Origin of the sequence: Streptomyces chrestomyceticus JCM 4735, from assembly GCF_003865135.1 — a bacterium.
Lineage (GTDB): Bacteria > Actinomycetota > Actinomycetes > Streptomycetales > Streptomycetaceae > Streptomyces > Streptomyces chrestomyceticus.
The window spans coordinates 6,511,717-6,537,742 of record NZ_BHZC01000001.1 but is presented as its reverse complement, the minus strand read 5'-3'; the positions used below and the strand labels follow the sequence as shown (position 1 = coordinate 6,537,742).

Annotated in this window: 23 protein-coding genes, 1 tRNA gene and 1 pseudogene; 10 read left to right on the top strand and 15 right to left on the bottom strand. The window is 69.9% G+C overall.

The window, feature by feature from the left end:
* Positions 1–207: 207 nt before the first annotated feature.
* Positions 208–540 (top strand): DUF6415 family natural product biosynthesis protein, encoded by a 333-nt coding sequence (locus EJG53_RS28325; RefSeq protein WP_125047245.1) that lies wholly within the window; start codon positions 208–210, stop codon positions 538–540.
* Positions 541–890: 350 nt separating this feature from the next.
* Here EJG53_RS28325 and EJG53_RS28320 read toward each other — a convergent pair.
* Positions 891–965, bottom strand: a tRNA-Val gene (locus tag EJG53_RS28320).
* Between the two features lie 177 nt (positions 966–1,142).
* Between EJG53_RS28320 and EJG53_RS28315 the strand changes: the two genes are divergently transcribed.
* From EJG53_RS28315 to EJG53_RS28290, 6 genes are all read left to right on the top strand, one after another.
* The gene (locus EJG53_RS28315) at positions 1,143–2,537 is read left to right on the top strand and encodes an efflux RND transporter periplasmic adaptor subunit (RefSeq protein WP_125047244.1); all 1,395 of its coding nucleotides are present in this window, start codon (positions 1,143–1,145) and stop codon (positions 2,535–2,537) included.
* A 237-nt stretch (positions 2,538–2,774) separates the two neighbouring features.
* Complete coding sequence (locus EJG53_RS28310) at positions 2,775–3,422, top strand: DUF4383 domain-containing protein (protein ID WP_125047243.1); 648 nt, start codon at positions 2,775–2,777, stop codon at positions 3,420–3,422.
* Between the two features lie 132 nt (positions 3,423–3,554).
* Complete coding sequence (gene dgoD, locus EJG53_RS28305; RefSeq protein ID WP_125047242.1) at positions 3,555–4,700, top strand: galactonate dehydratase; 1,146 nt, start codon at positions 3,555–3,557, stop codon at positions 4,698–4,700.
* Between the two features lie 129 nt (positions 4,701–4,829).
* Complete coding sequence (locus tag EJG53_RS28300) at positions 4,830–5,450, top strand: bifunctional 4-hydroxy-2-oxoglutarate aldolase/2-dehydro-3-deoxy-phosphogluconate aldolase (protein WP_125047241.1); 621 nt, start codon at positions 4,830–4,832, stop codon at positions 5,448–5,450.
* A 158-nt stretch (positions 5,451–5,608) separates the two neighbouring features.
* Entirely contained in the window at positions 5,609–6,613 is a 1,005-nt protein-coding gene (locus EJG53_RS28295) for a sugar kinase (protein WP_244955687.1), read from the top strand.
* Positions 6,614–6,675: 62 nt separating this feature from the next.
* Positions 6,676–6,894 (top strand): FmdB family zinc ribbon protein, encoded by a 219-nt coding sequence (locus tag EJG53_RS28290; RefSeq protein ID WP_031003538.1) that lies wholly within the window; start codon positions 6,676–6,678, stop codon positions 6,892–6,894.
* 126 nt (positions 6,895–7,020) lie between these two features.
* Here the strand turns inward: EJG53_RS28290 and EJG53_RS28285 are convergent, their stop codons facing one another.
* The 3 genes from EJG53_RS28285 to EJG53_RS28275 are packed head-to-tail and all read right to left on the bottom strand — an operon-like array spanning position 7,021 to position 9,473.
* Positions 7,021–7,680 carry an O-methyltransferase gene (locus tag EJG53_RS28285; RefSeq protein ID WP_125047239.1) on the bottom strand — a complete coding sequence of 220 codons (660 nt, stop codon included), beginning with the start codon at positions 7,678–7,680 and terminating at the stop codon, positions 7,021–7,023.
* 9 nt (positions 7,681–7,689) lie between these two features.
* On the bottom strand, positions 7,690–8,346 hold the full coding sequence (locus EJG53_RS28280; RefSeq protein WP_125047238.1) for a response regulator transcription factor: 657 nt from the start codon (positions 8,344–8,346) through the stop codon (positions 7,690–7,692).
* Positions 8,337–9,473: a sensor histidine kinase gene (locus EJG53_RS28275; RefSeq protein WP_244955372.1), complete on the bottom strand. Its 1,137-nt coding sequence runs from the start codon at positions 9,471–9,473 to the stop codon at positions 8,337–8,339. Before EJG53_RS28275 ends, EJG53_RS28280 begins: the two co-directional genes overlap by 10 nt.
* A 108-nt stretch (positions 9,474–9,581) precedes the next feature.
* On the opposite strand from EJG53_RS28275, the gene EJG53_RS28270 reads away from it, so the two are divergent.
* Positions 9,582–10,211, top strand: coding sequence for a DedA family protein (locus tag EJG53_RS28270; protein ID WP_125047237.1), 630 nt, complete (start codon positions 9,582–9,584; stop codon positions 10,209–10,211).
* Here EJG53_RS28270 and EJG53_RS28265 read toward each other — a convergent pair.
* The 3 genes and pseudogenes from EJG53_RS28265 to EJG53_RS28255 all read right to left on the bottom strand — a co-directional run bounded on the left by EJG53_RS28265 (position 10,174) and on the right by EJG53_RS28255 (position 14,861).
* Complete coding sequence (locus EJG53_RS28265; protein ID WP_125047236.1) at positions 10,174–10,995, bottom strand: HAD family hydrolase; 822 nt, start codon at positions 10,993–10,995, stop codon at positions 10,174–10,176. The two genes, EJG53_RS28270 and EJG53_RS28265, sit on opposite strands and share 38 nt — an antisense overlap.
* Positions 10,992–13,619, bottom strand: a pseudogene (locus tag EJG53_RS28260) (phosphoribosyltransferase). Before EJG53_RS28260 ends, EJG53_RS28265 begins: the two are co-directional and overlap by 4 nt.
* 69 nt (positions 13,620–13,688) lie before the next feature.
* Entirely contained in the window at positions 13,689–14,861 is a 1,173-nt protein-coding gene (locus tag EJG53_RS28255) for an HpcH/HpaI aldolase/citrate lyase family protein (RefSeq protein ID WP_125047235.1), read from the bottom strand.
* Between the two features lie 219 nt (positions 14,862–15,080).
* Between EJG53_RS28255 and EJG53_RS28250 the strand changes: the two genes are divergently transcribed.
* The gene (locus tag EJG53_RS28250; RefSeq protein ID WP_125047234.1) at positions 15,081–16,316 is read left to right on the top strand and encodes a TerD family protein; all 1,236 of its coding nucleotides are present in this window, start codon (positions 15,081–15,083) and stop codon (positions 16,314–16,316) included.
* A gap of 644 nt (positions 16,317–16,960) precedes the next feature.
* On the opposite strand, the gene EJG53_RS28245 is transcribed toward EJG53_RS28250, so the two are convergent.
* The 6 genes from EJG53_RS28245 to EJG53_RS28220 form a co-directional block, all read right to left on the bottom strand.
* The gene (locus tag EJG53_RS28245; protein ID WP_125047233.1) at positions 16,961–17,698 is read right to left on the bottom strand and encodes a TerD family protein; all 738 of its coding nucleotides are present in this window, start codon (positions 17,696–17,698) and stop codon (positions 16,961–16,963) included.
* A 194-nt stretch (positions 17,699–17,892) separates the two neighbouring features.
* Positions 17,893–19,086 (bottom strand): DUF475 domain-containing protein, encoded by a 1,194-nt coding sequence (locus tag EJG53_RS28240; RefSeq protein ID WP_125047232.1) that lies wholly within the window; start codon positions 19,084–19,086, stop codon positions 17,893–17,895.
* Between the two features lie 54 nt (positions 19,087–19,140).
* Complete coding sequence (locus EJG53_RS28235; RefSeq protein ID WP_125049650.1) at positions 19,141–19,716, bottom strand: TerD family protein; 576 nt, start codon at positions 19,714–19,716, stop codon at positions 19,141–19,143.
* 261 nt (positions 19,717–19,977) lie between these two features.
* On the bottom strand, positions 19,978–20,553 hold the full coding sequence (locus tag EJG53_RS28230; RefSeq protein ID WP_030023139.1) for a TerD family protein: 576 nt from the start codon (positions 20,551–20,553) through the stop codon (positions 19,978–19,980).
* 157 nt (positions 20,554–20,710) lie between these two features.
* A complete protein-coding gene (locus tag EJG53_RS28225) occupies positions 20,711–21,169 on the bottom strand; it encodes a peroxiredoxin (RefSeq protein ID WP_031003511.1) in 459 nt (152 codons plus the stop codon).
* A gap of 207 nt (positions 21,170–21,376) precedes the next feature.
* Positions 21,377–21,817 (bottom strand): DUF3052 domain-containing protein, encoded by a 441-nt coding sequence (locus tag EJG53_RS28220; protein WP_031003510.1) that lies wholly within the window; start codon positions 21,815–21,817, stop codon positions 21,377–21,379.
* A 469-nt stretch (positions 21,818–22,286) separates the two neighbouring features.
* Between EJG53_RS28220 and aceE the strand changes: the two genes are divergently transcribed.
* Positions 22,287–25,019 (top strand): pyruvate dehydrogenase (acetyl-transferring), homodimeric type, encoded by a 2,733-nt coding sequence (gene aceE / locus EJG53_RS28215; protein WP_125047231.1) that lies wholly within the window; start codon positions 22,287–22,289, stop codon positions 25,017–25,019.
* A 143-nt stretch (positions 25,020–25,162) separates the two neighbouring features.
* Here the strand turns inward: aceE and EJG53_RS28210 are convergent, their stop codons facing one another.
* Together EJG53_RS28210 and EJG53_RS28205 are read right to left on the bottom strand one after the other, a co-directional pair.
* On the bottom strand, positions 25,163–25,492 hold the full coding sequence (locus tag EJG53_RS28210; RefSeq protein ID WP_125047230.1) for a small hydrophobic protein: 330 nt from the start codon (positions 25,490–25,492) through the stop codon (positions 25,163–25,165).
* 69 nt (positions 25,493–25,561) lie between these two features.
* The gene (locus EJG53_RS28205) at positions 25,562–25,966 is read right to left on the bottom strand and encodes a peptidase inhibitor family I36 protein (protein ID WP_125047229.1); all 405 of its coding nucleotides are present in this window, start codon (positions 25,964–25,966) and stop codon (positions 25,562–25,564) included.
* Positions 25,967–26,026 lie beyond the last annotated feature (60 nt).

The window sequence follows — 26,026 nt, the reverse complement described above, 5'->3', positions numbered from 1 at the left end:
CCAGGTGAATTCACCCAGCGCGTCGACGGCGCCTCCAGGCATGGACGACATCAGCATCGTGCGTTTGCACGGGGAGGCGTGCTGGTGGTGCGGAGCGGCATTCGGCAGCCTTCACCCGGCAGGGTCCTTCACCATGCCACTGCAGGGTGGCGGGTGCCGTCAGTGGTTCATCGTCGCCTGCGACGCGCACCGGGATTTGAGGGCCGCATGAGCACGAACGCGCACGCCGACACAGCAGAGATCCAGCGCACCATCACCAGCGCGCTGTCGATGCGTCACGGCCGCACCTCCCTGCCGGCGCTCGCCGACATGGACCGGCGCCTGCGGGAGCACATCGAGTACCTGTTGCCCGAGGCGGAGAAGGTTGTCGGCGGCCTGTGGCGGGGCTCCATCGACTGGTACCGCGGGTCCAGCGTGCTGGACGCGATCCGCGATCATGCCCGGCCGCTGCCTGCCTCGCCCCTGTCCGCGCTGGTGGATGTCGAGCAGCGGGCGCGCCACTGCCAGTGGCTGCTGGATCAGCACGCGCCGCCGGTGTAGCCGGGGCGGATGGTGTGCGGTCCGCGTCACACGGCTGGGTGATTGCAGCATGAATCGAATTCGTGTTCCCATGCTGTGGCCGCCCCCAGATGTGTCAGGTGAACGGAGGCGGCACCTTCACTGCCTGACACAAGCAGGCCCCCTTCCGACGGGAGGGGGCCTGTTTCCCATTGCGGGCCCGACCTGCACCTTCGTGGTGATCGTTTGGGAGAGATTCGGGAGACGGCACGAGTCACCGAAGGGGTCGCCAAGGGGTAAGCAAAGGTCAACCAGAGTGCGGGCAACGGAGAAGGCCCAGGATCAGAACTCGCTCTGACCTGGGCCTTCTTGCGTATCTACGCTGGTACTGATGGTGGGCACAACAGGATTTGAACCTGTGACATCTGCTTTGTAAGAGCAGCGCTCTACCGCTGAGCTATGCGCCCTGGCTGAGCCGACAGACTACCTTGCTTCCCGGGCTGCTTCACAAACCAGGGGCGCCGGCTCCGGCGGCGGGCCGGGCAACCAGCCTGCGAGATCGCGAACCAACCGGCCGCTGTGTTCGTTCCCACTGGGTGGGAGAATGGCAGCCGGGCCTGGGGCGATGCGATCGGGAGAGGGATGTGACGGCGACACACACGCAGCCGCACGAGCAGCGAGCACGCCGTGCAGTACGCCGTCGCCCCCGCGGGGGTGCGTTCCGGGACACGATGACTCTGCTCCTGCTGCCGCTGCCCTTGCTGGCGGCCGCGGCGCCGGCCGCGTTCGCGGGTGGCGGTACGCGGCGCTGGTTCGGGCGCGGGGAGAGCCAGCGGGCGGACGCGCAGGCCGCGAAGGATGCCGCGGCCGCGGCGTTCTACGAGCTGGACACGGCACAGCGCGATCTGCGGATCTCCATAGAGACGATCACGGCGGTCGACAGTTCGCCGGCGGCCGCACGCGCTGCGAAGGACTACGAGAATTTCGGACGACGGATCGACGAGGTCAGCCAGGGCTACATCAGCGCTGTCGACGCCCATGATCTCGACCGGGACGACCTCGACGCCGGTGCCGCCTCGCGGGCCCGCGCCGACCTGACCCGGGCCAAGGAGGAGCTGGAGCGGGTCAAGGCCGACCTCGACCGGTTCGAGCAGGGGCTCGGCCCGCTGCTGCAGACCGCGGAAACGCAACTGGCACGGCTCGCACCGGCGGTGGAACGGGCCCGGCAGGCCCTGCTCGCGGCGAGCAACGCGCTGGACGCCGTCCGGGCGCAGGACTTCAAGGCCGACGATCTGGCGGCCCGGCTGGCCGCCCTGTCGCCCGAGCTGACCAAGTTGAACCAGGGCGCCGGTCAGCACGGCGTGCAGGAGACGATCCGGCGCGCCGACGACGTACTGCGCCAGGCCGAGTCCGTACGGACCGAGGCCGAGCGGCTGCCCGAGAAGGCCGCGGAGATCGACAAGCGGCTGGTGTCGCTGCGTACCCGGGCGCAGGCCATCACGACGCGCGCGAGCAAGGTCGATCCCGTACTGAGCGAATTGCGGCGGCGGTACAGCGCTGCCTGCTGGCAGGACCTCCAGCACGTACCGGACCAGGCCGCGGACGCCGTCGCGCAGGCCGAGAGCAAGGTGCGGGAGGCCCAGCGGGCACGGGACGAGCAGCGCTGGGCCGACGCCACGAGCCTGCTGGCGACCGTGCGGGCCCTGCTGAACACCACCGACGAGGCGGTCTCGGCGGCCGGCGACCGGCTGCGGCGGCTGGACGAGGTGTCCTTCGACCGGGAGAAGGAGGTCGAGCGTACGCGCTTCGCCGTGCGGGACGCGCAGCGTCTGGCGATGGCCGGACGCAGTACGCCCGACCCGCGGCACGCACGGCCGCTGGACGACGCGGTGGCGCGCCTGGAGCGCGCGATCGCCGGTCTGGAGGGGCGGCACCCCGACTGGTGGCACTTCCTGACCGAGACGGAGGCGGTACGGCAGACCGCGGCCCGCGTCGTCCAGGAGATCCGGGACGAACGGGGCGGCGGCGCAGCGGGCTGAGCCGGCTCCGGTCCCAGCCCTTCGTCCCCGGCACGCCGCCACGTAGGCACGTCTGCACGTCGGCACACCGGTACGTCGATGCACCGGCTCGCCGCACTCCGCCCCGTCGCTCCGGCGATTCCTCCTCACCCTGCACGCCCGACCCTGTGACCTGGCGCTATGGCGTTACGCCCGGTACGGGCGGATGCTGGTGTCAGGCACGGCCCAGGCGGTTCCTCGCGCTAAGGAGGCCGGAACATGGACGCTGGCCAGGCTCTGCACGGGCCCACCCGGACGCTGCGCGGCAAGGTGCGGCACACACGGCTCGACGAACATCTGCCCGTCGATCACCGGCTGAGCACGGTGTACCGGTTCGGCGCCGGTCTGATGGGGCTGATTCTCGTCGCGTTCGGCATTCTCGGACTGATCGACAAGATCGGATTCTTCGACACGGGCGGCGACACCGTCGCGGGCCTGAACACCAACGGCGCGCTGAGCGTGCTGTCGATCATCGTCGGCCTGGTCCTCTTCGGGGGCATGGTGATCGGTGGAAACCTCGCCTCCACGCTCAACATCGTGCTCGGAGTGGCCTTCCTGCTGAGCGGCTTCATCAATCTCGCCATCCTGGAGACCGGCTTCAACTACCTGGCCTTCCGCATCCAGAACGTGCTGTTCAGCTTCTTCGTCGGCCTGATGCTGCTGGTCTTCGGCATGTACGGACGGGTCTCCGGCGGCCTGCCGCACGACAACCCGTACTGGCGCGCCCGGCACCCGGAAGTGGCGCAGCGACAGCCCCGGCGCCCTGTCCCGCCCCCGCCCCGTACCGGCGCTCATGTGTCACCACGGCACGAGACCGCCACGGGCGGCCGCCACCGCCGCCCGAAACACCGCAGGCACGCGGTGTGACACGGTCAGGCCAGCACGGCTGCCATGATCGGCTCTGCCGCTCCCTCTCCCCTCGCATCCACTCATCGATTGATTACCCCGCCCCACATGCCAGCCTCTGACCAGCCACGATCAGAGGAAGGGCGGCGGCTTGTGAAGATCAGCCGTGTCGAGACGTTCCTGGCTCCGCCACGCTGGATGTTCGTCCGCGTGGAGACCGACGACGGCCTCGTCGGCTGGGGCGAGCCGGTGGTCGAGGGCCGTGCGGAGCCGGTACGTGCCGCTGTCGAGGTCCTGTCCGAGTACCTCCTCGGCCGAGATCCGTCGCGCATCGAGGACCACTGGCAGGTCATGACGAAGGGCGGCTTCTACCGCGGCGGCCCGGTGCTCTCCTCCGCGGTCGCCGGGCTGGACCAGGCCCTGTGGGACATCAAGGGCAAGCGGTATGGCGTGCCCGTCCACCAGCTCCTCGGCGGCCCCGTACGGGAACGCGTCCGCGCGTACGCCTGGGTCGGCGGCGACGAGCCGGACGAGATCCGGGACGCGCTGACCGCCCAGGTGGAGGCGGGCTTCTCCGCCGTCAAGATGAACGGCTGCGGGCGGATGTCACCCGTCGCCACCCGCGCGGAGGTGCGTGACTGCCTGCGCCGGGCCGAGACCGCCCGTGAGGTACTGGGCGACGAACGGGACTTCGGCCTGGACTTCCACGGCCGGGTCTCCCCCGCCAACGCGCGCCGTCTCCTTCCTCTGCTGGCCGAGCACGCACCGATGTTCGTCGAGGAACCCGTGCTCTGCGACTACCCGCACGCACTTCCCGACCTGGTCAACGCCTCCAACATCCCGCTCGCATTGGGCGAGCGGCTCTTCACCCGCCAGGAGTTCCTCGCTCCGCTCCAAGCGGGCGTCTCCATCGTCCAGCCGGACATCTCGCACGCGGGCGGCATCTCCGAACTGCGCCGGATCGCCGCCCTCGCGGAGACGTACGGAGCCCAGCTCGCGCCGCACTGCCCCCTCGGCCCGGTCGCCCTCGCCGCCAGTCTTCAGGTCGCCTTCACCACCCCCAACTTCCTCATCCAGGAACAGTCCGTCGGCATCCACTACAACCAGGACGCCGAACTGCTCGACTACGTGGCCGACCCGGAACCCTTCCGTTTCCACGACGGTTTTCTCCTGCGCACCGACCGCCCTGGGCTGGGCGTGACGGTCGACGAGCCGGCCGTACGGGCCGCCGACAGACAGGGCCACGCCTGGCGTAACCCGGTCTGGCGTTACGCGGACGGTTCGTTCGCCGAGTGGTGACCGGCACCCCGACCAGCAAGCCGCACAAGGAGACGTCAGCAACACATCAGCGATACCTGCGCGCCCACCACAGAACACGTGCACCGGAACACGCACCCCGCACGCATCAGAGAGGCACGGCCCCACCGCATGAACTTCGCCGACGCGCTGCGAATCGCCCGTCTGGTCGCCATCATCCGTGGCACGGACGCCGACGCATCGTTCCGTACGGTCATGCCCCTTGCCGAAGCAGGCGTCTCCCTGATCGAGGTCTCCCTCACCGGCCGCGACGCACTGCACGTCATCCGCCGGGCCCGCGCCGAGCTGGGCACTGACGCCTGGCTCGGCGCCGGAACCGTACTCACCGCCGACGACGCCCAACACGCCGCCGAGGCCGGAGCGAACCTGACCGTCACGCCCGGCCTGGGCGCGGGCCTGGACACTTCCGTACGTCCCGGCCTGCCGGTTCTCGCCGGGGTACTCACCCCCTCGGAAGTGATCGCTGCCAATGCCGCAGGAGCGGCAGCTCTGAAGCTCTTTCCGGCCTCGGTAGGCGGCCCCGACTACCTCAAGGCCCTCCGCGCGCCGTTTCCCGACGCGCCGTTCGTACCGGTCGGCGGGGTGGACGCGGCAGCGGCCCGTGCTTACCTGGCCGCCGGAGCGGTGGCTGTCGGAGTCGGTTCGCCCTTGGTCGGGGACGCCGCGGACGGCGGCGACCTGGCCGCCCTCCGCACCCGCGCAGCCGACTTCCTCTCGGTGTGCGGCGGATGAGCGCGGACCCGGAACGCACAGCACCCGATACGTCCGACGGCGCCGGGCCCGGCCCGAGTGCTGGAGTCGACCCGGGTGGCGGCGCGGGCGACAGCGTGGGCCCGGGTGACAGCGTGGGCGCGTGTGGCGGCGGCAGCGTCCTCACCTTCGGTGAAACCATGGTGGCGCTGCGCGGCAGCGGCCCCCTGAAGCTGGGCGGCACGATGAACGTCTCCATCGCGGGCGCCGAGAGCAATGTCGCCATCGGTCTCGCCCGGCTCGGCCACACCGTGCGCTGGGTGGGCGCGGTCGGGGACGACGAGGTCGGGGACCTCGTGCTCCGTACCCTGCGGGCGGAAGCGGTGGACGTCTCCGGAGCCTGGAAGGACGCCGGGGCTCCGACCGGCCTGATCCTCTTCGAGCCACGACTGCCGGACCTGACACGGGTGCACTACTACCGCACGGGCTCGGCCGGCTCTCGCCTGACTCCGGGCATCCTCGACCGGGCCTTCGCCACCGCCGTACCTCGGGTTCTCCACCTGACCGGCATCACCCCGGCGTTGATCCCCACCGCCCGCGCGGCCTCGATGCATTCCCTTCGACTGGCCCGCGACCACGGCACCCTGGTGTGCCTCGACGTGAACCACCGCGCACGGTTGTGGTCGGCCGACCAGGCGTCGGCGGTATTGCAGGACTGGATGCCGTACGTGAACCTCCTGATCGCCTCGGCCGACGAGCTGCCGCTGTGCCTCCCGCCCGGCTCCCCGACCGACACCGGCGCGCGAGCTCGTACCTTGCTTTCGGCGGGCGTTCAGGAGGTCGCCGTCAAACTCGGCTCGGCCGGTGCCACCTCTTACGCACGCCCGTCCCACCCTGGCGCTCCGGCCGGGAGCACAAGCTGCACACCTTCTACGGAGGCTCCGAGCGACGCGCAGGACGCTGGTGGCGACTCGCTGTACCAGCCGGCCGTAGCCGTGCAGGCCGTGGACGCGGTCGGCGCCGGTGACGCCTTCGTGGCGGGGTACCTCTCCGCTCTGCTGGACGGCGAAGGGATCGCCGGGCGCCTCGAACGGGGCGTGACGACCGGCGCCTTCGCGGTGGCCTCGCCGGGTGACTGGGAGGGCGCTCCCACCCGAGCTGAACTGAACCTCCTCGGCGCACCTCCCGGCACCGTCGTACGTTGACCCGGACCGCTTCCTCCCCATGCCCCGCCCCCTCTCCCCCACTCGCGGGCTAATCTGTCGCCATGCCTCGTTACGAATACCGCTGCCGTTCCTGCGGCTCGACCTTCGAGCTGAACCGCCCGATGGCCGAGTCCTCCGCCCCGGCCACCTGCCCGGACGGGCACGAGGACACGGTCAAGCTGCTCTCCACGGTCGCCGTCGGCGGCTCGGCCACCGCTCCTGCCCCGGCCCCCGGTGGCGGCTCAGGCGGTGGCTGCTGCGGAGGCGGGTGCTGCGGTTAGCACCGGTCACCGGTAGTTCCGGTGGCACCGGCGATGCCAGTGACACCGGTGGCCCCGCGGGCCCGGTGGCACCGATGGCTTCGGCTTGCCGGCGGTCGCTCCGGGGTCCGCACCCGCACCCAGCCGTCACAGCTTGCGTGCCACCGTCAGTCCGTCTGCCACGGTGAGTATCACCGCCTCCACCCGCTGGTCCGCCATGACGTGGTCGTTGAACTCCCTGATCGCCGCGGCTGCGCCTGTCGCCTGCGGGTCGGTGACGGTGCCGCCGAAGAGGACGTTGTCCGCGACGATCAACCCACCTGACCGAAGGCGCGGCACCAACTCTTCCCAGTAGGGGATGTAGTTGCCCTTGTCCGCGTCCAGGTAGGCGAAGTCGATGTGCGGCTCGGCGGGCATCGATCGCAGGGTGCCCAGTGCCGGTGCGATGCGCAGGTCGATCCGGTCCGCCACACCGGCTCTCTCCCACGCTTCACGTCCGTATGCCGTCCATTCCTCGGACACGTCGCAGGCGATCAGCTTGCCGTCCGGAGGCAGGGCCTGGGCCATCGCCAGGGTGGAGAAGCCGGTGAAGGTGCCGACCTCCACGATGCGACGCGCACCGCACAGACGGACCAGGAAGGCCAGCAGCGGGCCCTGCTCCTGGGCCGACTGCATCTGTGCCTCGTCAGGGAAGTGCTGGTAGGTGGTCTCCACCAGCTTCCGTTGGACGGCGTCCAGCGGCGGGTTGTGCGCGAGGACGTAGTCGTACAGCTCCTCCGTGATCGCGGTGGATTTGCTCTTGGTCACCGGTGCTCCTCAGGTCCCCAGATAGCGCAGAACGGCCAGGACGCGGCGAGAGTAGCCCGAAGTGCCCGCCAGACCGAGCTTGTCGAAGATCGCGTTGGTGTGCTTCTCCACCGCGCTCTGCGAAATGTGCAGCCTCCCGGCGATGGCGGCGTTGGTGTGGCCTTCGGCCATCTGGGCGAGCACCTCACGCTCACGTGCCGTGAGCGAGTTCAGCGGATCGGTGCGGCTGCTGCGGGAGAACAGGACGCGTACGACCTCCGAGTCGAAGGCCGCCTTGCCCGAGCCCACCCGCTCCAGCGCGTCCAAGAACTCGTCCACCTGTACGACTCTGTCCTTGAGCAGATAGCCGACGCTTTCACTGTCCTCCGTCAGCAGTTCGGTGGCGTACCGCCGCTCGACATACTGCGAGAGGACGAGCACGCCGACATCCGGCCAGCGCTCACGGATCTGCACCGCCGCTCGCAGCCCCTCGTCCGTGTGCGTGGGAGGCATCCGTACGTCCACGACCACCACGTCGGGCCGCTGCTCCGCCGGTGCGCGCTCCAGCACGGTCATCAGTTCGGCGGCATCCGCGACCGCGGCTGTCACCTCGTGGTCCTCTTCCGTCAGCAGGCGCACCAGGCCCTCCCTCAGCAGGGTCGAATCGTCGGCAAGTACTACGCGCACGGCAACTCCGCGGTGATCGTGGTGGGTCCGCCGACCGGGCTGTCCACCCGTAACCGGCCGTCCAGGGCGGCGACCCGGCGCGCCAGCCCGATCAGCCCGCTTCCCGAGGCATTCGCACCACCCCAGCCGTCGTCCTGGATCCGGACGGACAGGATGTTCTCGTTCCGGTCGACGGTGACGGTTATCCCTTCCGCACAGGAGTGTTTCACCGCATTGGTCACCGCTTCGGAAACGACGAAGTAGGCGACGGTCGCCACGGCGGCCTCGGGCTCCCGGGTGAGGCGCCAGGTCAGCCGGACCGGGACCGCTGAACGCTCCGCGACGGTTTCCAGAGCGGCCTGCAAGCCTGCTTCGTCCAACACCGTCGGATAGATACGCCAGGCGACCTCGCGCAACTCGGTCAGGGCCTGGCGGCTTTCGGCGTGGGCCTGCCGGAGCAGTTCGACCGCATGGACCTCGTCCTTGCTGCGCACCGCGCGGCCGAGCAGCATTCCGAGGGCCACCAGTCTCTGTTGGACACCGTCGTGCAGGTCGCGCTCGATGCGGCGGCGTTCGTCGTTGACCGCCGCGACGACCCCGGCTCGGCTGGAGGCCAGTTCCGCGACCCGGCGTTTCAGTTCTTTCTCGTGTGTGGGGCCGAGGAAGTGCCGTGCCAGCCGGGCTTCCAGGGCCGCCACCCCGAACACCGCCTGCAGACTGAGGAAGAGCAGGAAGAGGGCGCCCACGCCGGTCTCCGCGACGTCGACCGGATGCTCGACATGGGTGAACGTCCATACCGTCGATGCCCAGAGGACTATGGTCGCCCCCGTGAGCGCGGCGAAGACCACACCCGCGCCGAGAAGCCCCAAGAGCCAGCGGACCGCGAGGTACTTGAGCGCCCGCTCGTCGTCGTACCCGTAGGCGAAGTCGGCACCGCCGAACTGCAGGCGGCGGCGCGCCGACTCGATGAGCCACCGGGCCACGGCCATCACCGGCTCCAGCACCCTGCGTCTCCCGCGCGGCCAGACGAAAACGCAGAGCAGCGCGATTCCCGAGAGCACGATGAACGGCAGCTCGACCGCCACCGTGCCCGCGCCGACCAACAACCCGACTGTGAGGCGCATCCCGCGCCGTGCCATCCCCCGCATGATCGAAACGCTAGTGGCTGCGCCGGCACCGCCGCACTGCGGAAAACCGCAGTGTTCCGTGCGGTTTTCCGCAATGTGCCGGTGTCCGCGAATTTCTAGCGTCGAAGCATGAACGAACACGCTGAAACCAGCTGGATCACCGGACTCATGGACACGCTCGGCGCGCCGGGCGCCGGCTTGGCCATCGCCGCCGAGAACCTCTTCCCGCCCCTGCCCAGCGAGCTGATCCTGCCCCTGGCGGGCTTCGCGGCGGGCCAAGGCCGGATGACTCTGTTCTCCGCTCTGCTGTGGACGACGCTCGGGTCGGTCCTCGGGGCCCTTGCTCTTTACGGCGTGGGCGCGCTGCTCGGCCGGGACCGGATGCTCGCGATCGCGGCCAAGCTGCCGCTGGTCAAGGTCTCCGACGTCGAGAAGACGGAGCGCTGGTTCCAGCGGCACGGCAACAAGGCGGTCTTCTTCGGCCGGATGGTGCCGATCTTCCGCAGCCTGATATCGGTGCCGGCCGGTATCGAGCGGATGTCGATACCGGCCTTCCTCGTCCTGACCACTCTCGGCAGCCTGATCTGGAATGCGATCTTCGTCCTCGCCGGCTTCGCGCTCGGTGAGAACTGGGAGGAGGTGACCGGCTATGTGGACGCGTATTCGAAGGTGGTGCTGGTGGCCGCCGTGCTGGCGGTCCTGGCCTTCCTCGTCGTACGGCTCAGCAAGAGCGGAGGGGGGCAGCGACGCCGCGGGTGAACGCCCGCAGGATCTCCTCGCCCGCCACGGCTCCGCGCGCGTCCAGCGCGGTGACGTGGGAAGCGCTCCACCCGGAGTCCGCCAGTTCACCGTGGCCGGGACGCCATCCGCGGTCCGCGGCAAGCAGCAGGTCGGCGTCCAGCAGCGAGTCGCCGGCGGCGAGGACCTGCGAGGCGCCGGTCCGGCGGACGACTTCGGCGACGGCGGCGCTCTTGGTGAGCGGCTTCGGCACGGCGTAGACCTTCCGTCCCTGGAGCGAGACGGTCCAGCCCCGGGCATCCGCCCACTCGGCGAGTTCCTTGACCCAGGTCTGCGGCAGCAGCGAGCGCTCGACGACGAGGTAGGCGAAGAGGTCCTCGGCCACGCGTTCCTTGAGCATCCAGGCCGGGTCAGCGGTCCGCAACAAGTACGCACGGACCTCGTCGAGCGTTGCGCACTCCGCGCTCAGTCGGGCGGCGACGGTGCGCTGCCAGTCCTGGTCGGACTCTCCGTCGACGAGCAGGTGCCCGCCGTTCGCACAGATGGCGAACCGCGGTGCGGGGCCCGGGAGGTGGATGCGTCCGTACTGCTCGCGGGTGCGCGTGGTCGTGGGGACGAACGTGGTGGCGTCGGCGAGAGCGGCGAGCAGCTCCGCCGCCGTCTCCGTCATGTAGGAGAGCGGTCTGTGCTCGTACACCTCGACGCAGAGGAGGCGGGGCGCCTCGGCGTCGGGCACGGCCAGGTCCAGTGCGGCGGCCGAATAGATCAGGGTGCGGTCCAGGTCGCTGGCGACGATCGTGCTCACGGCGCGGTCACCGCCTTGCCGTCCGCACCCGTAGCGCCCCGCGTGAAGCGGGGGTGAATCAGACCGACACAGGTGTAGGGGAGTCCGTCGACCTCTTCGACGGGGACGCCCCGCTGTTCAGCCAGGAGACGCACATGATCCAGGTCCGCTCCGGCGCCGCGCCGGGCCAGAATCTTCCAGGGGACGCGCCGGAGCAGTACCCGCGTGGTCTCTCCGACACCCGGCTTGACGAGGTTGACGTCGTGGATGCCGTACGCCTCGCTGATCCGCTCGACCGCGGCCCAGCCAGCCCAGGTGGGTGTCCGGTCGGCCGCGGCCAGTTCCTTCACGTCGATCGCGACCTGCTCGGCGACTTCGTCGAACCGCGCCGCGACGGTGTCGATGAGCACACGCGACAGGTCGGACGGCGCGAGGTCCCGGTAGAACTTGGCGCCGTGGAAGTCGTCGGGGCCGACCAGATCGTCGCGAAGTACGGTGCGCGAAATGAGGCCGGACACGGTCGAGTTGAGGCACGCCGAGGGGATGAGGAAGTCGTCGCGGGTGCCGTAGGTGTCCACGCAGCCGCCGGGGTCGGCGAGGACGGCGATCCGCGGGTCGAAGCCGGGGAAGTCGCGCAGCGCCTGGGCAAGTTCCCGGGTGATGGCGCCCTTGCCCGTCCAGCCGTCGACGAAGACGACGTCCGCCGGGTCGTGGTGGGCGGCGAGCCAGCGCAGTGCGGTGGTGTCGATACCGCGGCCGCGCACGATCGAGACCGCGTAGTGCGGCAGGTCGAGCCCGTGGGCGTGCAGGGCCCAGCGGCGCATCAGAACGCCCACCGGGGTGCCCGCGCGGGCCAGCGAGACCAGTACCGGACGGGCGGAGCGCTCGGCGATCACCGTTTCGGTGACGGCGCCGACCGCCTGCGCGATGCGGCCGGCCGAGGTCTCCAGAGCACTGTGGAACAGCGCCTGGTACCGCTCGCTCGGCTGGTATTCGACGGGCAGCGACTCGGCGTAGTGGGCGCCACCTGCTTGTATCGCTTCCTCGCGCTCCTCCGTCGGCGCTTCGAGGGTGATCGAGGACAGGTCCTGGAGCAGCCAACCGACCTCGTCGGGGGCGTAGGAGGAGAAGGCGGGGCCGCGCAGCGGCTCGGGGAGGGGCATCGGTCAGACCTGTCGTCGCGTGACGTGGAGCGTGGGCTTCGGGGCGGACTCCGGCGTTTGCGGCAACGGGTCCGCCGGTGTGTAGGAAGGGATGACGGCGAGCAGCAGCCGGTCGGTGTGGGCGGCGAGCCGGCCCAGGAGGCCGTCGGCAGAGTGGAGTTCCGGGGTGTCGCCGTGCGAGTCGGTGACGGCGACGACCGCGTCGAAGCGCCGCTGCGGGTCCGCGCCGGGCGCGACGTTGTACGCGTACCGCTCCCCCGGTCCGTCAGCCGGCCGGTCGTGGGCGGGGAAGGCCAGCCGGGTCCGTATGGCGTAGCCCGGGTCGTCCACGGCGAGGACCGGGGAGCGGGTGGTGGTCGAGAAGTACACCTCGGCAGATGTACCGGCGTCCAGGGCTCCGGCGAGGCGCAGCGGCGCGTACATCAGCTCTTCGTTGCCGAGGACCAGCACCCGGCGGGCGCCGGTGAGCCCGTCGGCGATCCGGGCCGCCATGCCGGGAAGCGCCGTCTCCAGTCGGGACCGGTGGGCGGCGGTGAAGCCATGGCGCCCACCGTCCGGCACGCCCTCCGGCCAGCCGAGGTCGATCCGTACGGCCTGCACCGGTTCGCTCGGAGCCGCCGGCGAATCCGAGGCCGTGCCCTCGGCCCTACGGCTGTTGCCGCTCCCGCCGCTGTCGCCCTCCCAGGCGTCGGCCACCGTGGTGCCCGAAGCCCGGTTCGCGGGCGTCGGTGCGGGCTCGGGCGCCGTCTCCTGATGGGCGGCTACGAGCGCTTGGCCGCGTTCGAGGACATCGGGCGGGAGGTGTACGCCGCCGGCGGCCAGGGCGATGAGGTCGACCCGTGCGCCGAGGTCCGCGGCGAACTTCCGCAGGTGATCGCGGTCCGTGTCCGAGCGCATGTCGACCAGGGCGACGACGACGTACCGCTCGCGGGGGAAGCGGGCGTGCAGCGCCTTGATGGTGTTCAGAACCGTGCGACCGGTGGAGAACTCGTCGTCGACGAGGACCAGGGGGCCGTCGCCGGCCAGCAGCGCCGGGTCCTCCGGGAGCAGCAGGTGCGAGGTCGCGTGGCTGTGTTCCTCCTCGAAGCCGCCCGCCTGCTCGACCCCCGCGACCGGCCGTCGCGTGGAGTGCAGATAGGGCGCGAGGGCCAGTCCGTCGGCCACGCTGTGCCCGAGTCCGGTGGCGGTCTCGGCGTATCCCAGGACGACGGCGCGCGCCGCCTCGGTGTCGCCGAGCAGTTCACGGACCTGGCGTCCGAGCCCGAGGCCCGCGCCGTAGACCGTGTCCGGCCGCTGCGGTACGTGCTTGCCGAGCACGTTCGACACGAGCAGGTGAGCCCGCTTGGGATTGCGCCGCAGCGCCAGCCCGAGCAGTCTGGGCAGCTCCGCCCCACCGCTCAGCGAGACACCGAGCCGCTGGGCGACCCACTCTCCCGTCCACACCACTGTGCCCGTCTCCTTCGTCTCTTCCGCCGTCGTCATCGTCCGTTGCTTCCCGGACGTCGTCGGCCCGGTGGGGCGGTGACCGCCAGGCTCGAACCGTTCGCCGTCTCAGGTGGGCGGAAGGCCGGCCGCCAGCAGTTCCACGAAGCCGACGCCCTCGCGGGCGACACCGAACGCCTCGGCGCGCAGGAGAGTCCGTTCGGCCCAGGCACGGTGCGGCTTGATCTCGTTCATCTTGTTCGTGTACGCGGAGCGCAGCACGCCGCCGGCGCCGCGTTCGGGCCGCAGGATGTCCACGGCGTCGCTGAACTCCTCATGGCTGACGACCGAGAGGGCGTGCACCGGTGCCACGTGCGAGGGGTGGATGCAGGTCTTGCCCTGCAGGCCGTTCGCGCGGTCGAGTTCGATCTCGCGCAGCAGGCCGTCCATGTCATGTTCGATCAAGGCCGTCCGGAGTTCCTCCGCTCGGCCGAGGAAGGGGCTCTGCCGCAACTGGGGCTTGAACATCCGCTCGTGCAGCCGGAAGTACTCCCACACCGGGCCGGTGACCGTGAAACCGGTGCCGTCCGCTCGGCCGAGGACGTTCACCACGTCCGCGATCACGGAGGCGACGATCTGCACGTCGTACGCGGTCATGTCGGGGGCCCGGCGCAGGCCGTAGGCCGAGCAGAAGTCGGTGACGCCGAGACGCAGGGCCAGGATGCGGTCACGGTACTTGTCCACCGTGCGCGCGATGCCCCGCAGTGTCTCGCCGCGGCTCTCCAGGTGGAGCAGATCGGGCGATTCGAGCACCGGCATGGCGAACAGCCGTCGACCGCACTCCTCCTCCGCGCCGGTCAGCGCCTCCAAGAACGGGACGCCGCGCTCCTCGGTGAACTTGGGCAGTACGAATCCGGACAACAGCCGAACGTCACGGCCCAGTCGGCGCACCAGGTCGGGTATCTGCGCGGCGGCGCGCACCCGGATGAACAGCAGCGGGAGGGCCGTACCGTTCTCGGCCTCCGCGCCGAGGGCCGCGAACTGCCGTACGAGATTCTCCTCACCGGCGGCCACGTCCGCGTCGCTGATGGAGTCCTCCAGGCACAGCACCATGGAGACCACTCCGCGTCCGGCCTGTTTGACGATGTCCTCGGCGAGCCGTGGACGGGTGGCCGGGCTGTAGAGCGTTGCGCCGAGGGCGACCGAGAGCATGCCGGGCGGGGAGTCGGCGGTGAACTCGACCGGCTCCTGGTGGAACAAAGCGTTCCGGATATCGGGCGCAAGATGCCCAAAGTGACGCATAGAACTCCCCGTGAGCAGGCGGGGCCGGGGCCACCCCGCGGCGACTCGCTGTCTGGATCCGGCCGGTAATCGTACGTGCGGCCGCGAGGAGAAAGTTCCCGACCATGTGAAAAGCACGTGACCCGCACACGGCGGCCAGGTGTCGCGGACACCGAGCGGGCCACGCCGGGACGGCCCCCGCGTTGTCCCCCCGACCTCCGGGAAGGCAGGATTACGGACATGACGCACGCGATGCTGAAAGGGTCCAACGTACCCCTCGACGCCACGGCGGTCCGGGCCGTACTGCGCTGGGCCCCCGGCGCGGGGGTGCCCGATGTCGATGCCTCGGCCCTGCTCCTCGGTGCCGACGGACGCGTGCGTTCCGATGCGGACTTCGTCTTCTACAACCAGCCACGGCACCCCAGCGGGCTGGTGCGGCACCTGCCGAAGACGCAACTGGCCGACGGAGTGGCGGACACCATCGAGGCGGACCTGTCCGGACTCGATGCGTCGGTGGACCGTGTCATGCTCACCGCGTCGGCGGACGGCGGCACCTTCGCGCACGTACGGGATCTGCGCGTCCTGCTGCACGACGCCTCCTCGCCGGACGACGAGCCGGTCGCGGTCTTCGACGTAGTGCCGGAGACGGGCAAGGAGACGGCCCTGATCTGCGGCGAGTTGTACCGGCGCGGAGACCGGTGGAAGTTCCGCGCGCTCGGGCAGGGGTACGAGAACGGGCTGATCGGCCTGGCCACCGAGTTCGGGATCTCGGTGGAGGAAGAGGACGAGTCAGCGGGGCAGGAAGCCGGTGCGGCAGCCGGTCCCGCGGCCGCCGCGTCGTCGGCCGCCACCGCGCCGGCTGACGGTTCCGGTTCCGGTGCCGGCACCGGGGCCGGGTCCGGCGAGGCGGAGGGGCCTGCGGCGGCCTCCGCCAGCCCTGAGGCCGCGACACAGCACCTTCCCGACCCGAGTCCGAGCCAGAGTCCGGGCTCTGGCCCGAATCAGGTGCCGGCACCGGTCCCGTCCCCCGCCGCAGGCCAGGCGCCGGCCCCGGACTCCGAAGCCTCGTCAGAACCGGACTCGTTTCCGCTGTCGCCGCCCACCGCTCCGCCCGCGACCGCCCCGCACGCGGCTGCGCCTGCTGCGGCGTTCCCGCCTCCACCGCAGCCCGCCGGTGGGGGGTACGGCTATCCGCAGCACGCTCCGAACATCCCGCCGCCTCCGACGCAGCCCCCGGCCCAGCCCGCGTACGGGTACCCCGGTCCGATGCCGCAGCAGCCGCAGCCCTCGTACGGCTATCCGCAGCCTCCGCAGCAACACCAGCCTCAGCCTCAGCACCAGCCGTATCCGACGGGTCCCATGGCTCCGGCCGTCCCGGCGCCTCCGGCCTACGGTTACCCGCAGCAGCCGCCTGGCCCCGGGCTGGACCCGAACTTCGTCCTGCCGCCGCAGGGGCCGCAGTTCCAGCACCGCTGACGGGCGGGCGGCGGCAGCGGGTCACCGCTCGCCGTCATCCGCTCACCCGTCACCGCGCAAGGGGTTGTGACGCCCGGCGACGGCTTTGTTCGGGCCGGCCGGGGCGGCGGCATGCCCTCCCGGGCTCGCTCGGCGGCGTGTGGAGAATGGAGAGCCCCTCAGGCGCCTACCCGCAAGCAAGCGCCTGCCCGCGCACGGCCGGAGCCCACGCCCGGCCAACGGCTGGCCCACACCTGGTCCACAGCCGATCGGCCAGCGGGATAGGCCGTCGAGCCGCTGCCCCGCCGGGCCACCGAGCCACCGAGCCACCGAGCCACCGAAGATCGAAGCAACACAGGGCCAGCCGGGCAAAACCACAGCCGCGAGCCCCGGCCCCCGCCAGGCCCCGCACCAGCCGTAACGTTTCCCCTCGCCCCGCCCAACCGGCCCACTCGGCCCCGTACTCCCCGGCACGCTCCCAGCGCCGACTCACGCCTCCGCTCACGACCCTCAGCACGGCCACCGGAATCTCGGCCCACGACCCTCAGCCCACGGACTCTCGACCCTCAAGCCCACGACCCACGGTCTCTCGGCCCACGGCCCACAGGCTCACGCCCCCAGCCCTCGGGCCCACGGCGCCCCTCAGCCCAAGCCCCACCCCCACCTCAAACCTTCGACTTATACCCCCGCCCCCACTGCAACCCCCAGCCGTACAGGCGGTCCAGTTCGGACTGGAAGCCGTAGACGTACTTCACCTCGCGGCGGACGGTGAGGTCGCCCTTGTTGTTCTCCAGCATGAAGATGGCGCAGGAGCGGGCCTGTGGGGCGCGTTCGTCGAGGCCGATCTCCACGCGGGGGCCGCTGCTCGGATAGAGCGTCACGACGGCGTGGGTGCGGTCGAAGGCCGGTGTGCCGTCGTAGATGTAGACGAAGATCAGCAGGCGCTTGATCTCGTCGCGGTGGTCGAGGTTGATGTAGAGCGTTTCGCCGGAGGGCGAGCCGAACCGGTCGTCGCCGCTGAGCTTCACGTACGGCGCGGCGTTGATGTCGCCCAGGAAGTTGCCGAGCGGCTGCACCACGCCCTTGGTGCCGTCCTTGAGCTCGTACAGGCAGGCCAGGTCCAGGTCGATCTTGACGACCGCCGGCCCCTGGGCCTGCACCACCTCCGGTTTGAACATCTTGCCCGGGTTGCGCAGCAGGCTGCCGCCGCGCTGCGAATTGCGCATCCCGATGTCGGTCGTGCGCATCTGCCAGGACAGGTTGACCCGCAGGTGCCCGGAGGCCGCGCCCTGCTTCGTCAGCGAGACGACCGGATTGCGTTTGGTCAGCTCGACCACGTACGACGCGCCACCGGCTTCGAACTTCGGCGCCCCGCCCCGACGCCAGTTGTCCAAGAACGACACCTTGCCCACCCCATCGATCCGACCCGGAGGCCGCCCGCCCGGATGGCTCGGCGACCCGACTGCTGCGTGTCGCGGCTGTACCGGTTCTCCCGGGAATGTCCCGGCCGCCCCGCGGCCCGGTACGGCCGCGGGGCGGCCATGGAGTGAGCACTCCATGGCCGCCCCGCTGAGAGCGTTCCTCAATCAGGCCCTCGTCACACTCCGGAGGCAACTTCCGACTTTGCCGCGGATTCTTCCCCCGGCTTGCCCTCTTGCCGGTTCTTGCGCACGGACGACCAGAACGACAGCCCGATCAGGACGATTCCGACCAGGCCGGTGATGACCTCGTTGATCTCGTACTTGATCGTGGCGAGCAGGATGACGGCCAGCGCGCCGATGGCGTAGTGCGCGCCGTGCTCCAGGTAGACGTAGTCGTCCAGGGTCCCCTTGCGTACCAGGAAGACCGTCAGCGAACGGATGTACATCGCGCCGATGCCCAGACCCAGCGCCATCTCGAAGATGTCGTTGGTGATGGCGAAGGCACCGATGACGCCGTCGAAGGAGAACGACGCGTCGATGACCTCCAGGTAGAGGAACAGGAAGAACGCGGCCTTGCCCGCGAGCCCCACACCCGAGACGGAGCCGCGCTTGGACGCAGCGCCGTTCCGGTCGGCTTCCTGGGCCGCCACCGCGGGCTTCGCCGCGGAGCCCTTCCCGTCGTCCTCGGCGTCCTCGGCCTCCTGTGCTTCCTCGGCCTCCTCCAGTTTGTCCTCGAAGTAGCCGGAGACACCGCCCACGACCAGGTACGTGAGCAGGCCGGCGACTCCGGACAGGAGCACGGTCGCGCTCTTGTCACCGCCGCCGTGCGCGACGTCGGTGGCGACCGTCATGGCGACGACGAGCAGGACGACCAGCGCGACGATGACGGACAGCATGTCGAGCTTGCCCATTTTGGCCAGCGGGCGTTCGAGCCAGCCCAGCCACTTGTGCTCGCGCTCCTCGAAGATGAAGTCGAGGAAGATCATGAGGAGGAACATGCCACCGAAGGCCGCGATGGCCGGGTGGGCCCCCGTGACCAGGTGCTCGTACTGCGCCTTGTCGTTGATCGCCAGATTGACGGCCTCAAGCGGTCCGATCTTCGCGGTGACCGCGACGATGACGACCGGGAAGACCAGACGCATGCCGAAGACGGCGATGAGGATGCCGACGGTCAGAAAGATTTTCTGCCAGAAGGCGTTCATCTTGCGCAGGATTCCGGCGTTGATGACCGCATTGTCGAACGAGACCGAAATCTCCAGGATCGACAGGATGCCGACGATCGCTAGCCCCTGCCACCCCCAGAGGACGCCGGCCAAGGCCAGGCCGGCCGCCGTGACGGCGAACGACCAGCCAAAGGTTCTCAGGAGCACTGCCTAACCCAATCCCTCGCTGTATGGGGTCCCCCGCGCGCAGTGCGCGGCGCTTTACGAAACGTTGACCCCGAAGTCTAGAGCGATGCCTCGCAACCCCGACGCGTACCCCTGGCCCACCGCGCGGAACTTCCATTCACCGCTGTACCGGTAGACCTCACCGAAGATCATTGCGGTTTCGCTGGAGGCGTCCTCGCTGAGGTCGTAGCGCGCCAGCTCGCTGCCGTCCGCCTGGTTGACCACGCGGATGAACGCATTGCTGACCTGGCCGAAGCTCTGGCCGCGGACATCCGCCTCGTGGATCGAGACGGGAAAAACGATCTTGTCGACCTCTTCGGGGACCGCGCTGAGGTCCACGAGAATCGACTCGTCGTCCCCTTCACCCTCACCCGTGAGGTTGTCGCCCGTGTGCTCGACCGAGCCGTCCGGGCTCTTGAGATTGTTGTAGAAGACGAAGTACTCGTCGCCGAGCACCCGCCCCGACCTGCACAGCAGCGCGCTGGCATCCAGGTCGAACGGCGCTCCCGTGGTCGAGCGCGCGTCCCAGCCGAGGCCGACCATGACCTGCGTGAGATTCGGAGCGGCCTTGGAGAGGGAGACGTTGCCTCCCTTTGCGAGCGTGACGCCCATGGTGTTCGCATCCTCCCCGGTGACGGTGGTGCCGCGGTTGCCCACGGCTTTCATACGGGTTCGTACAGGCTCCGTACGGCACGGACACGGCCCGGGATACGCCATCTTCACGGCGCGCCCGGGGACTCCGGGCGGTGCGCGTCCGCCGCGCGCCGGGATCCGGGGACCGCACGGTCCGCGTACGGGCTTCAAGCGCGCCCGGCGCCGTACTCCCCGGGACAGGGGGGTACGGCGCCGGGTGCGGAAGGGTGATGGCTCGGGTCAGACGTTGACGCCGAAGTCCTGCGCGATCCCGCGCAGGCCCGAGGCGTAGCCCTGGCCGATGGCCCGGAACTTCCACTCCGCGCCGTTGCGGTACAGCTCGCCGAAGACCATGGCGGTCTCGGTCGAGGCGTCCTCGCTCAGGTCGTAGCGCGCGAGCTCGTTGCCGTCGGCCTGGTTCACGACGCGGATGTAGGCGTTGCGGACCTGGCCGAAGCTCTGCTGGCGGTTCTCGGCGTCGTAGATGGACACCGGGAACACGATCTTGGCGACGTCGGCGGGCACGCCGGCGAGGTTCACCTTGATGGCCTCGTCGTCGCCCTCGCCCTCACCGGTGGTGTTGTCGCCGGTGTGCTCGACCGAGCCGTCCGGGCTCTTCAGGTTGTTGAAGAACACGAAGTTCTGGTCGTTGGCGACCTTGCCCTGGTCGTTGGTCAGCAGCGCGCTGGCGTCCAGGTCGAAGTCCGTACCGGTGGTGGTACGGGCGTCCCAGCCGAGACCGACGAGCACGGCGGTCAGATTGGGGGCTTCCTTCGTCAGCGAGACGTTTCCGCCCTTGCTGAGGCTGACTCCCACGAGTCCTCCCTGGGTTCGAGGGGTACGAATTGCTTTGCGCCCCCATCGTGCATGGCATCAGATCAACGATTTGATCCTAGTGACCGGTTCCCACCGATTACAGGTAGCGGTACGGACACCGCGCCGATGTCGCGGCGGGAGCCGGTCACGGCGGGAATCAGAGGGTGCCGAGCGCCTTGAGGTAGTCGTTGAGGTCACGGGCGTCGGGCAGGCCGTTGACGACCGTCCAGCGCACCACGCCCTCCTTGTCGATGATGAAGGTGCCGCGCACCGCGCAGCCCTTCTCCTCGTCGAAGACGCCGTACGCCCGCGAGGCCTCGCCGTGCGGCCAGAAGTCCGACAGCAGCGGGTACTCCAGGCCCTCCTGCTCGGCGAAGACGCGCAGCGCGAAGGGCGAGTCGTTGGAGACGGCCAGCAACTGGACGTCGTCGTTGACGAACTTCGGCAGCTCGTCGCGCAGGGCGCACAGCTCGCCGGTGCACACGCCGGTGAAGGCGAAGGGGTAGAAGAGGAGGACGACGGCCTTCTCGCCGCGGAAGTCGGAGAGCTTGATCAGCTCACCGTGCTGGTTCTTCAGCTCGAACTCCGGAGCCTTCGAGCCGACCTCGATCGCCATGGGGACCGTTCCCTTCGCAGACACCGTGCGCGGACGCCTTTGCCGTGCCCGGCGCCGTCACCGGCGTGTGGCGCGGGGCACCGCCGGCAGCGTCCGCTCCGGCGGATTCCAACAGGTTGCGGCCAACCCTACGCGCCGGCGCGTACACGCCGAGCCCCCCACCGGATCATCCGGCGGAGGGCTCGGTACGGAACGTGGGGGCGCAGCTCAGCGCTTGCCCGACTTGGCGGCCTTGGGGGTGACCAGGCGGCTGCCGCTCCAGTCCTTGCCCGCGTTGATGCTCCTGGTCTGGGACAGGCCGGCGGTCTGGGCGGCTTCGTTGATGTCGCTCGGCTCGACGTACCCGTCGCGGCCGGTCTTGGGCGTCATCAGCCAGATCTCGCCGCCCTCGTCGATCAGACCGATGGCGTCCACCAGCGCGTCCGTGAGGTCGCCGTCGTCATCGCGGAACCACAGCACGACGACGTCGGCGACGTCGTCGTAGTCCTCGTCAACGATCTCCTGGCCGATCACGGCCTCAATGGCTTCGCGGAGCTCCTGCTCGACGTCGTCGTCGTAGCCGATCTCCTGGACCACCTGTCCGGGCTCGAACCCCAGCTTGATGGCCGGGTTGGTCCGCTCCTCCGCGTGGTCCGCGGTCGCGCTCACGGATTGCCTCCTGTCATGTTTCGGTAAATGGCTTGCACCCACGCGTGCGCGGGGCATTGGGCGTAGTCCACACGGGCCGGGCGGATCGCGCAAGTACCCGGCGTCCGAGACCGTCGAAACGGTGACGTTTACCGCCGTCTCGCCGCAACTGCGACCCCGCACACCGGGCGGGAAGTGATTCAGCCCACACCTTTTTATCGCCTTTATTACGTTTTGGTAGGGGACTGGGCTCTTTGGGGGTCGCCACCCGGCGTCCGCACCCCTTCTCGGGGTTCGCACGACCGTACGGCGACCGGTTCCGGCGTGGGCGTATGGTTGCGATTTGGCCGACCTCAAAAACCGGCCTGCGAGCGCCCGTCTCTTAGGGGGTGGTTACCCACCGGTAGAGATGACGTATCCCGGTGAGCCGGTACACGATGGAAGACGGCGCGACACCAAGCAGAGCAAGACCGAACAGCGAAGGAACAGCGTGGCTTCCGGATCCGATCGCAACCCGATCATCATTGGCGGCCTTCCCAGCCAGGTCCCGGACTTCGATCCCGAAGAGACCCAGGAATGGCTCGACTCGCTCGACGCAGCCGTCGATGAGCGAGGCCGGGAACGTGCCCGCTACCTCATGCTCCGCCTGATCGAGCGGGCCCGCGAGAAGCGCGTGGCCGTGCCCGAGATGCGCAGCACGGATTACGTCAACACCATCGCGACCAAGGACGAGCCGTTCTTCCCCGGCAACGAGGAGATCGAGCGCAAGATCCTGAACGCGACCCGGTGGAACGCCGCGGTCATGGTGTCGCGGGCCCAGCGCCCCGGTATCGGCGTCGGCGGCCACATCGCCACCTTCGCGTCCTCCGCCTCCCTGTACGACGTGGGCTTCAACCACTTCTTCCGGGGCAAGGACGACGGCAAGGGCGGCGACCAGATCTTCTTCCAGGGCCACGCCTCGCCCGGCGTGTACGCCCGTGCGTACCTCCTGGACCGGCTCACCGAGAAGCAGCTCGACGCCTTCCGCCAGGAGAAGTCGAAGTTCCCCGACGGCCTGTCCAGCTACCCGCACCCGCGGCTGATGCCGGACTTCTGGGAGTTCCCGACCGTCTCGATGGGCCTCGGCCCGCTCGGCGCGATCTACCAGGCCCGGATGAACCGCTACATGGAGGCGCGCGGCATCGCCGACACCTCCGACTCGCACGTGTGGGCCTACCTCGGCGACGGCGAGATGGACGAGCCGGAGTCGCTCGGCCAGCTCTCCCTCGCGGCGCGTGAGGGCCTGGACAACCTGACCTTCGTGGTCAACTGCAACCTGCAGCGCCTGGACGGCCCGGTCCGCGGCAACGGCAAGATCATGCAGGAGCTGGAGTCGCAGTTCCGCGGCGCCGGCTGGAACGTGATCAAGCTGGTGTGGGACCGGAGCTGGGACCCGCTGCTGGCCCAGGACCGCGACGGCATCCTGGTCAACAAGCTGAACACCACCCCGGACGGCCAGTTCCAGACGTACGCGACCGAGACCGGTGCGTACATCCGCGAGCACTTCTTCGGTGACGACCACCGCCTGCGCGCGATGGTCGAGAACATGACCGACCAGCAGATCCAGCACCTGGGCCGCGGCGGTCACGACCACAAGAAGATCTACGCGGCGTACGCGGCGGCCAAGGCCCACAAGGGCCAGCCGACGGTGATCCTCGCGCAGACCGTCAAGGGCTGGACCCTCGGTCCGAACTTCGAGGGCCGCAACGCGACCCACCAGATGAAGAAGCTGACGGCCGAGGACCTCAAGCGCTTCCGCGACCGGCTGCACCTGCCGATCTCGGACAAGGAGCTGGAGGACGGCAACCCGCCGTACTACCACCCGGGCCGCGACTCCGAAGAGATCCAGTACATGCACGACCGCCGCAAGGCGAACGGCGGGTACGTCCCGACCCGTGTCGTGCGCGCGAAGCCGCTGCCGCTGCCGGACGACAAGGCGTACGCGGGCGCGAAGAAGGGCTCCGGCCAGCAGAAGATCGCCACGACCATGGCGTTCGTGCGGGTCCTGAAGGACCTCATGCGGGACAAGGAGATCGGCAAGCGCTTCGTGCCGATCGCGCCGGACGAGTACCGCACCTTCGGTATGGACGCGTTCTTCCCGTCCGCGAAGATCTACAACCCGCTGGGCCAGATCTACGAGTCGGTCGACCGCGAACTGCTGCTCGCCTACAAGGAGTCGCCGACCGGCCAGATGCTGCACGACGGCATCTCCGAGGCCGGCTGCACCGCCTCGCTGATCGCGGCGGGCTCCGCCTACGCCACGCACGGCGAGCCGCTGATCCCGATCTACGTCTTCTACTCGATGTTCGGGTTCCAGCGCACCGGTGACCAGTTCTGGCAGATGGCCGACCAGCTCGCGCGCGGCTTCGTGCTGGGTGCGACCGCCGGCCGTACGACCCTGACCGGTGAGGGCCTCCAGCACGCGGACGGCCACTCCCAGCTACTCGCCTCGACCAACCCGGCGTGTGTCGCCTACGACCCGGCGTACGGGTACGAGATCGCGCACATCGTCAAGGACGGTCTGCGCCGGATGTACGGCGAGAACAGTGAGGACATCTTCTACTACCTCACCGTCTACAACGAGCCGATCCAGCACCCGGCCGAGCCGGCGGACGTGGACGTGGAGGGCATCCTCAAGGGCCTGTACCGCGTCAACCAGGGCGACAAGGGCGAGCACGCGGCCCAGATCCTCGCCTCCGGCGTGGCCGTGCCGTGGGCCATCGAGGCCCAGCGCATCCTGGCCGACGACTGGAACGTCAAGGCGGACGTCTGGTCGGCGACCTCCTGGAACGAGCTGCGCCGCGACGCGGTGGAGGCCGAGGAGCACAACCTGCTCCACCCGGAGGAGGAGCAGCGCGTCCCGTTCGTGACGCGGAAGCTCGCCGACGCCGAGGGTCCGAAGGTGGCCGTCTCCGACTGGATGCGTGCCGTTCCCGACCAGATCGCGCGCTGGGTACCCGGCACCTACCAGTCGCTGGGCGCCGACGGCTTCGGCTTCGCGGACACGCGGGGCGCGGCCCGCCGCTTCTTCCACATCGACGCGCAGTCGATCGTGCTCGGCGTGCTCACCGAGCTGGCGAAGGAGGGCAAGGTCGACCGTTCGCTGCTGAAGCAGGCGATCGACCGTTACCAGCTCCTGGACGTCGCGGCCGCGGAGGCCGGCGAGGCGGGCGGCGACGCGTAGTCGCCCGCTGGACCGCTGACACCACGGGGCGCCCCCGGCCGGATCTCTCCGGCCGGGGGCGCCTCGCGTCGCTGTCATCGGTGGCCCGGCCCGTCGGTGGCTCCGGGGGCGGGCAGATCACGTACGGCTGCCGCGGGGTCCGCTCAGAACGGGGCTCCGACGGCCGTGGTGGTGATCCTGATGACCGCGAATATCGTGTCGATCACACCGAGGACGACAGCCACCAGCGCCGGGAGCGCGGGGCTCCCGCTGTTCCACCGGCGGCCCGTCGCGAGCCAGCCGAGGAGCACGGACACCGGCCCGAGCACGATGCTCAAGATGAAGAATCCGGCGACCGCGCAGATCAGTCCGATCACGCCCAGCGTCGCGCGGTCCGGCCCGGTCCGAGGCCCCGTCCGGCCTCGTGAGCGGGGGTTGCTCCGCAGGTGGGTCCGCCATCGGGTGCGGCTGTGCTGTCCGAGGCCCGCCATCATCCCTCCCGAGGGTCGCGTGGTTCGGGCTCGGGCTCCGGGTACCCCGCGTCGCGGTGCCCACTCCCCCGGTCAGCTCTCCCAGATTTTGAACGCCCTGACCTGGTACGGGGATTCGGGCACCCAGCTTCCGCCACCCGGGTAGGTGTCGTACTCCCCCGTCTCCGCGCACTCGGCGCTCTGGTACGTGGTGACGGGCCGGCCGGTGCGGTTGGCGAACGAGACGCCGCGGGTTCCGGCGGGCAGCGTGACACAGCTTTCGATGTCGGTGCCGGACAGTTCGTAGGTCTGCCGCTTGCCGCCGAAGCCGCGGTCCGGCCAGACGCAGAACTGGCCGGTGGCGCAGTCGCCCGCGGCCGGTCCCGGGTGCGCCCGCGGCCGTTGCTGCGGCGCTCCGTGCGCGGCCGGGACGCCGAGGTGGGCGGCGGCCAGCGCGGCGGCTCCGGTCAGCAGGGCGACGGCGTGGATCGTACGCATGTGCATCACTCCCCCGTGGAGTACGAAGTGGTCTGCCGCGGCGGGCGGTGGTCCGCCGCG

What these genes read in the sequence shown, in the direction of transcription:
- EJG53_RS28325 (WP_125047245.1), top strand. Translation starts at nt 208, where the DNA reads ATGAGCACGAACGCGCACGCCGACACAGCAGAGATCCAGCGCACCATC.
- EJG53_RS28310 (WP_125047243.1), top strand. Translation starts at nt 2,775, where the DNA reads ATGGACGCTGGCCAGGCTCTGCACGGGCCCACCCGGACGCTGCGCGGC.
- EJG53_RS28300 (WP_125047241.1), top strand. Translation starts at nt 4,830, where the DNA reads ATGAACTTCGCCGACGCGCTGCGAATCGCCCGTCTGGTCGCCATCATC.
- EJG53_RS28295 (WP_244955687.1), top strand. Translation starts at nt 5,609, where the DNA reads ATGGTGGCGCTGCGCGGCAGCGGCCCCCTGAAGCTGGGCGGCACGATG.
- EJG53_RS28290 (WP_031003538.1), top strand. Translation starts at nt 6,676, where the DNA reads ATGCCTCGTTACGAATACCGCTGCCGTTCCTGCGGCTCGACCTTCGAG.
- EJG53_RS28275 (WP_244955372.1), bottom strand. Translation starts at nt 9,473, where the DNA reads ATGCGGGGGATGGCACGGCGCGGGATGCGCCTCACAGTCGGGTTGTTG.
- EJG53_RS28270 (WP_125047237.1), top strand. Translation starts at nt 9,582, where the DNA reads ATGAACGAACACGCTGAAACCAGCTGGATCACCGGACTCATGGACACG.
- EJG53_RS28255 (WP_125047235.1), bottom strand. Translation starts at nt 14,861, where the DNA reads ATGCGTCACTTTGGGCATCTTGCGCCCGATATCCGGAACGCTTTGTTC.
- EJG53_RS28250 (WP_125047234.1), top strand. Translation starts at nt 15,081, where the DNA reads ATGACGCACGCGATGCTGAAAGGGTCCAACGTACCCCTCGACGCCACG.
- EJG53_RS28235 (WP_125049650.1), bottom strand. Translation starts at nt 19,716, where the DNA reads ATGGGCGTCACGCTCGCAAAGGGAGGCAACGTCTCCCTCTCCAAGGCC.
- EJG53_RS28225 (WP_031003511.1), bottom strand. Translation starts at nt 21,169, where the DNA reads ATGGCGATCGAGGTCGGCTCGAAGGCTCCGGAGTTCGAGCTGAAGAAC.
- EJG53_RS28210 (WP_125047230.1), bottom strand. Translation starts at nt 25,492, where the DNA reads ATGATGGCGGGCCTCGGACAGCACAGCCGCACCCGATGGCGGACCCAC.
- EJG53_RS28205 (WP_125047229.1), bottom strand. Translation starts at nt 25,966, where the DNA reads ATGCGTACGATCCACGCCGTCGCCCTGCTGACCGGAGCCGCCGCGCTG.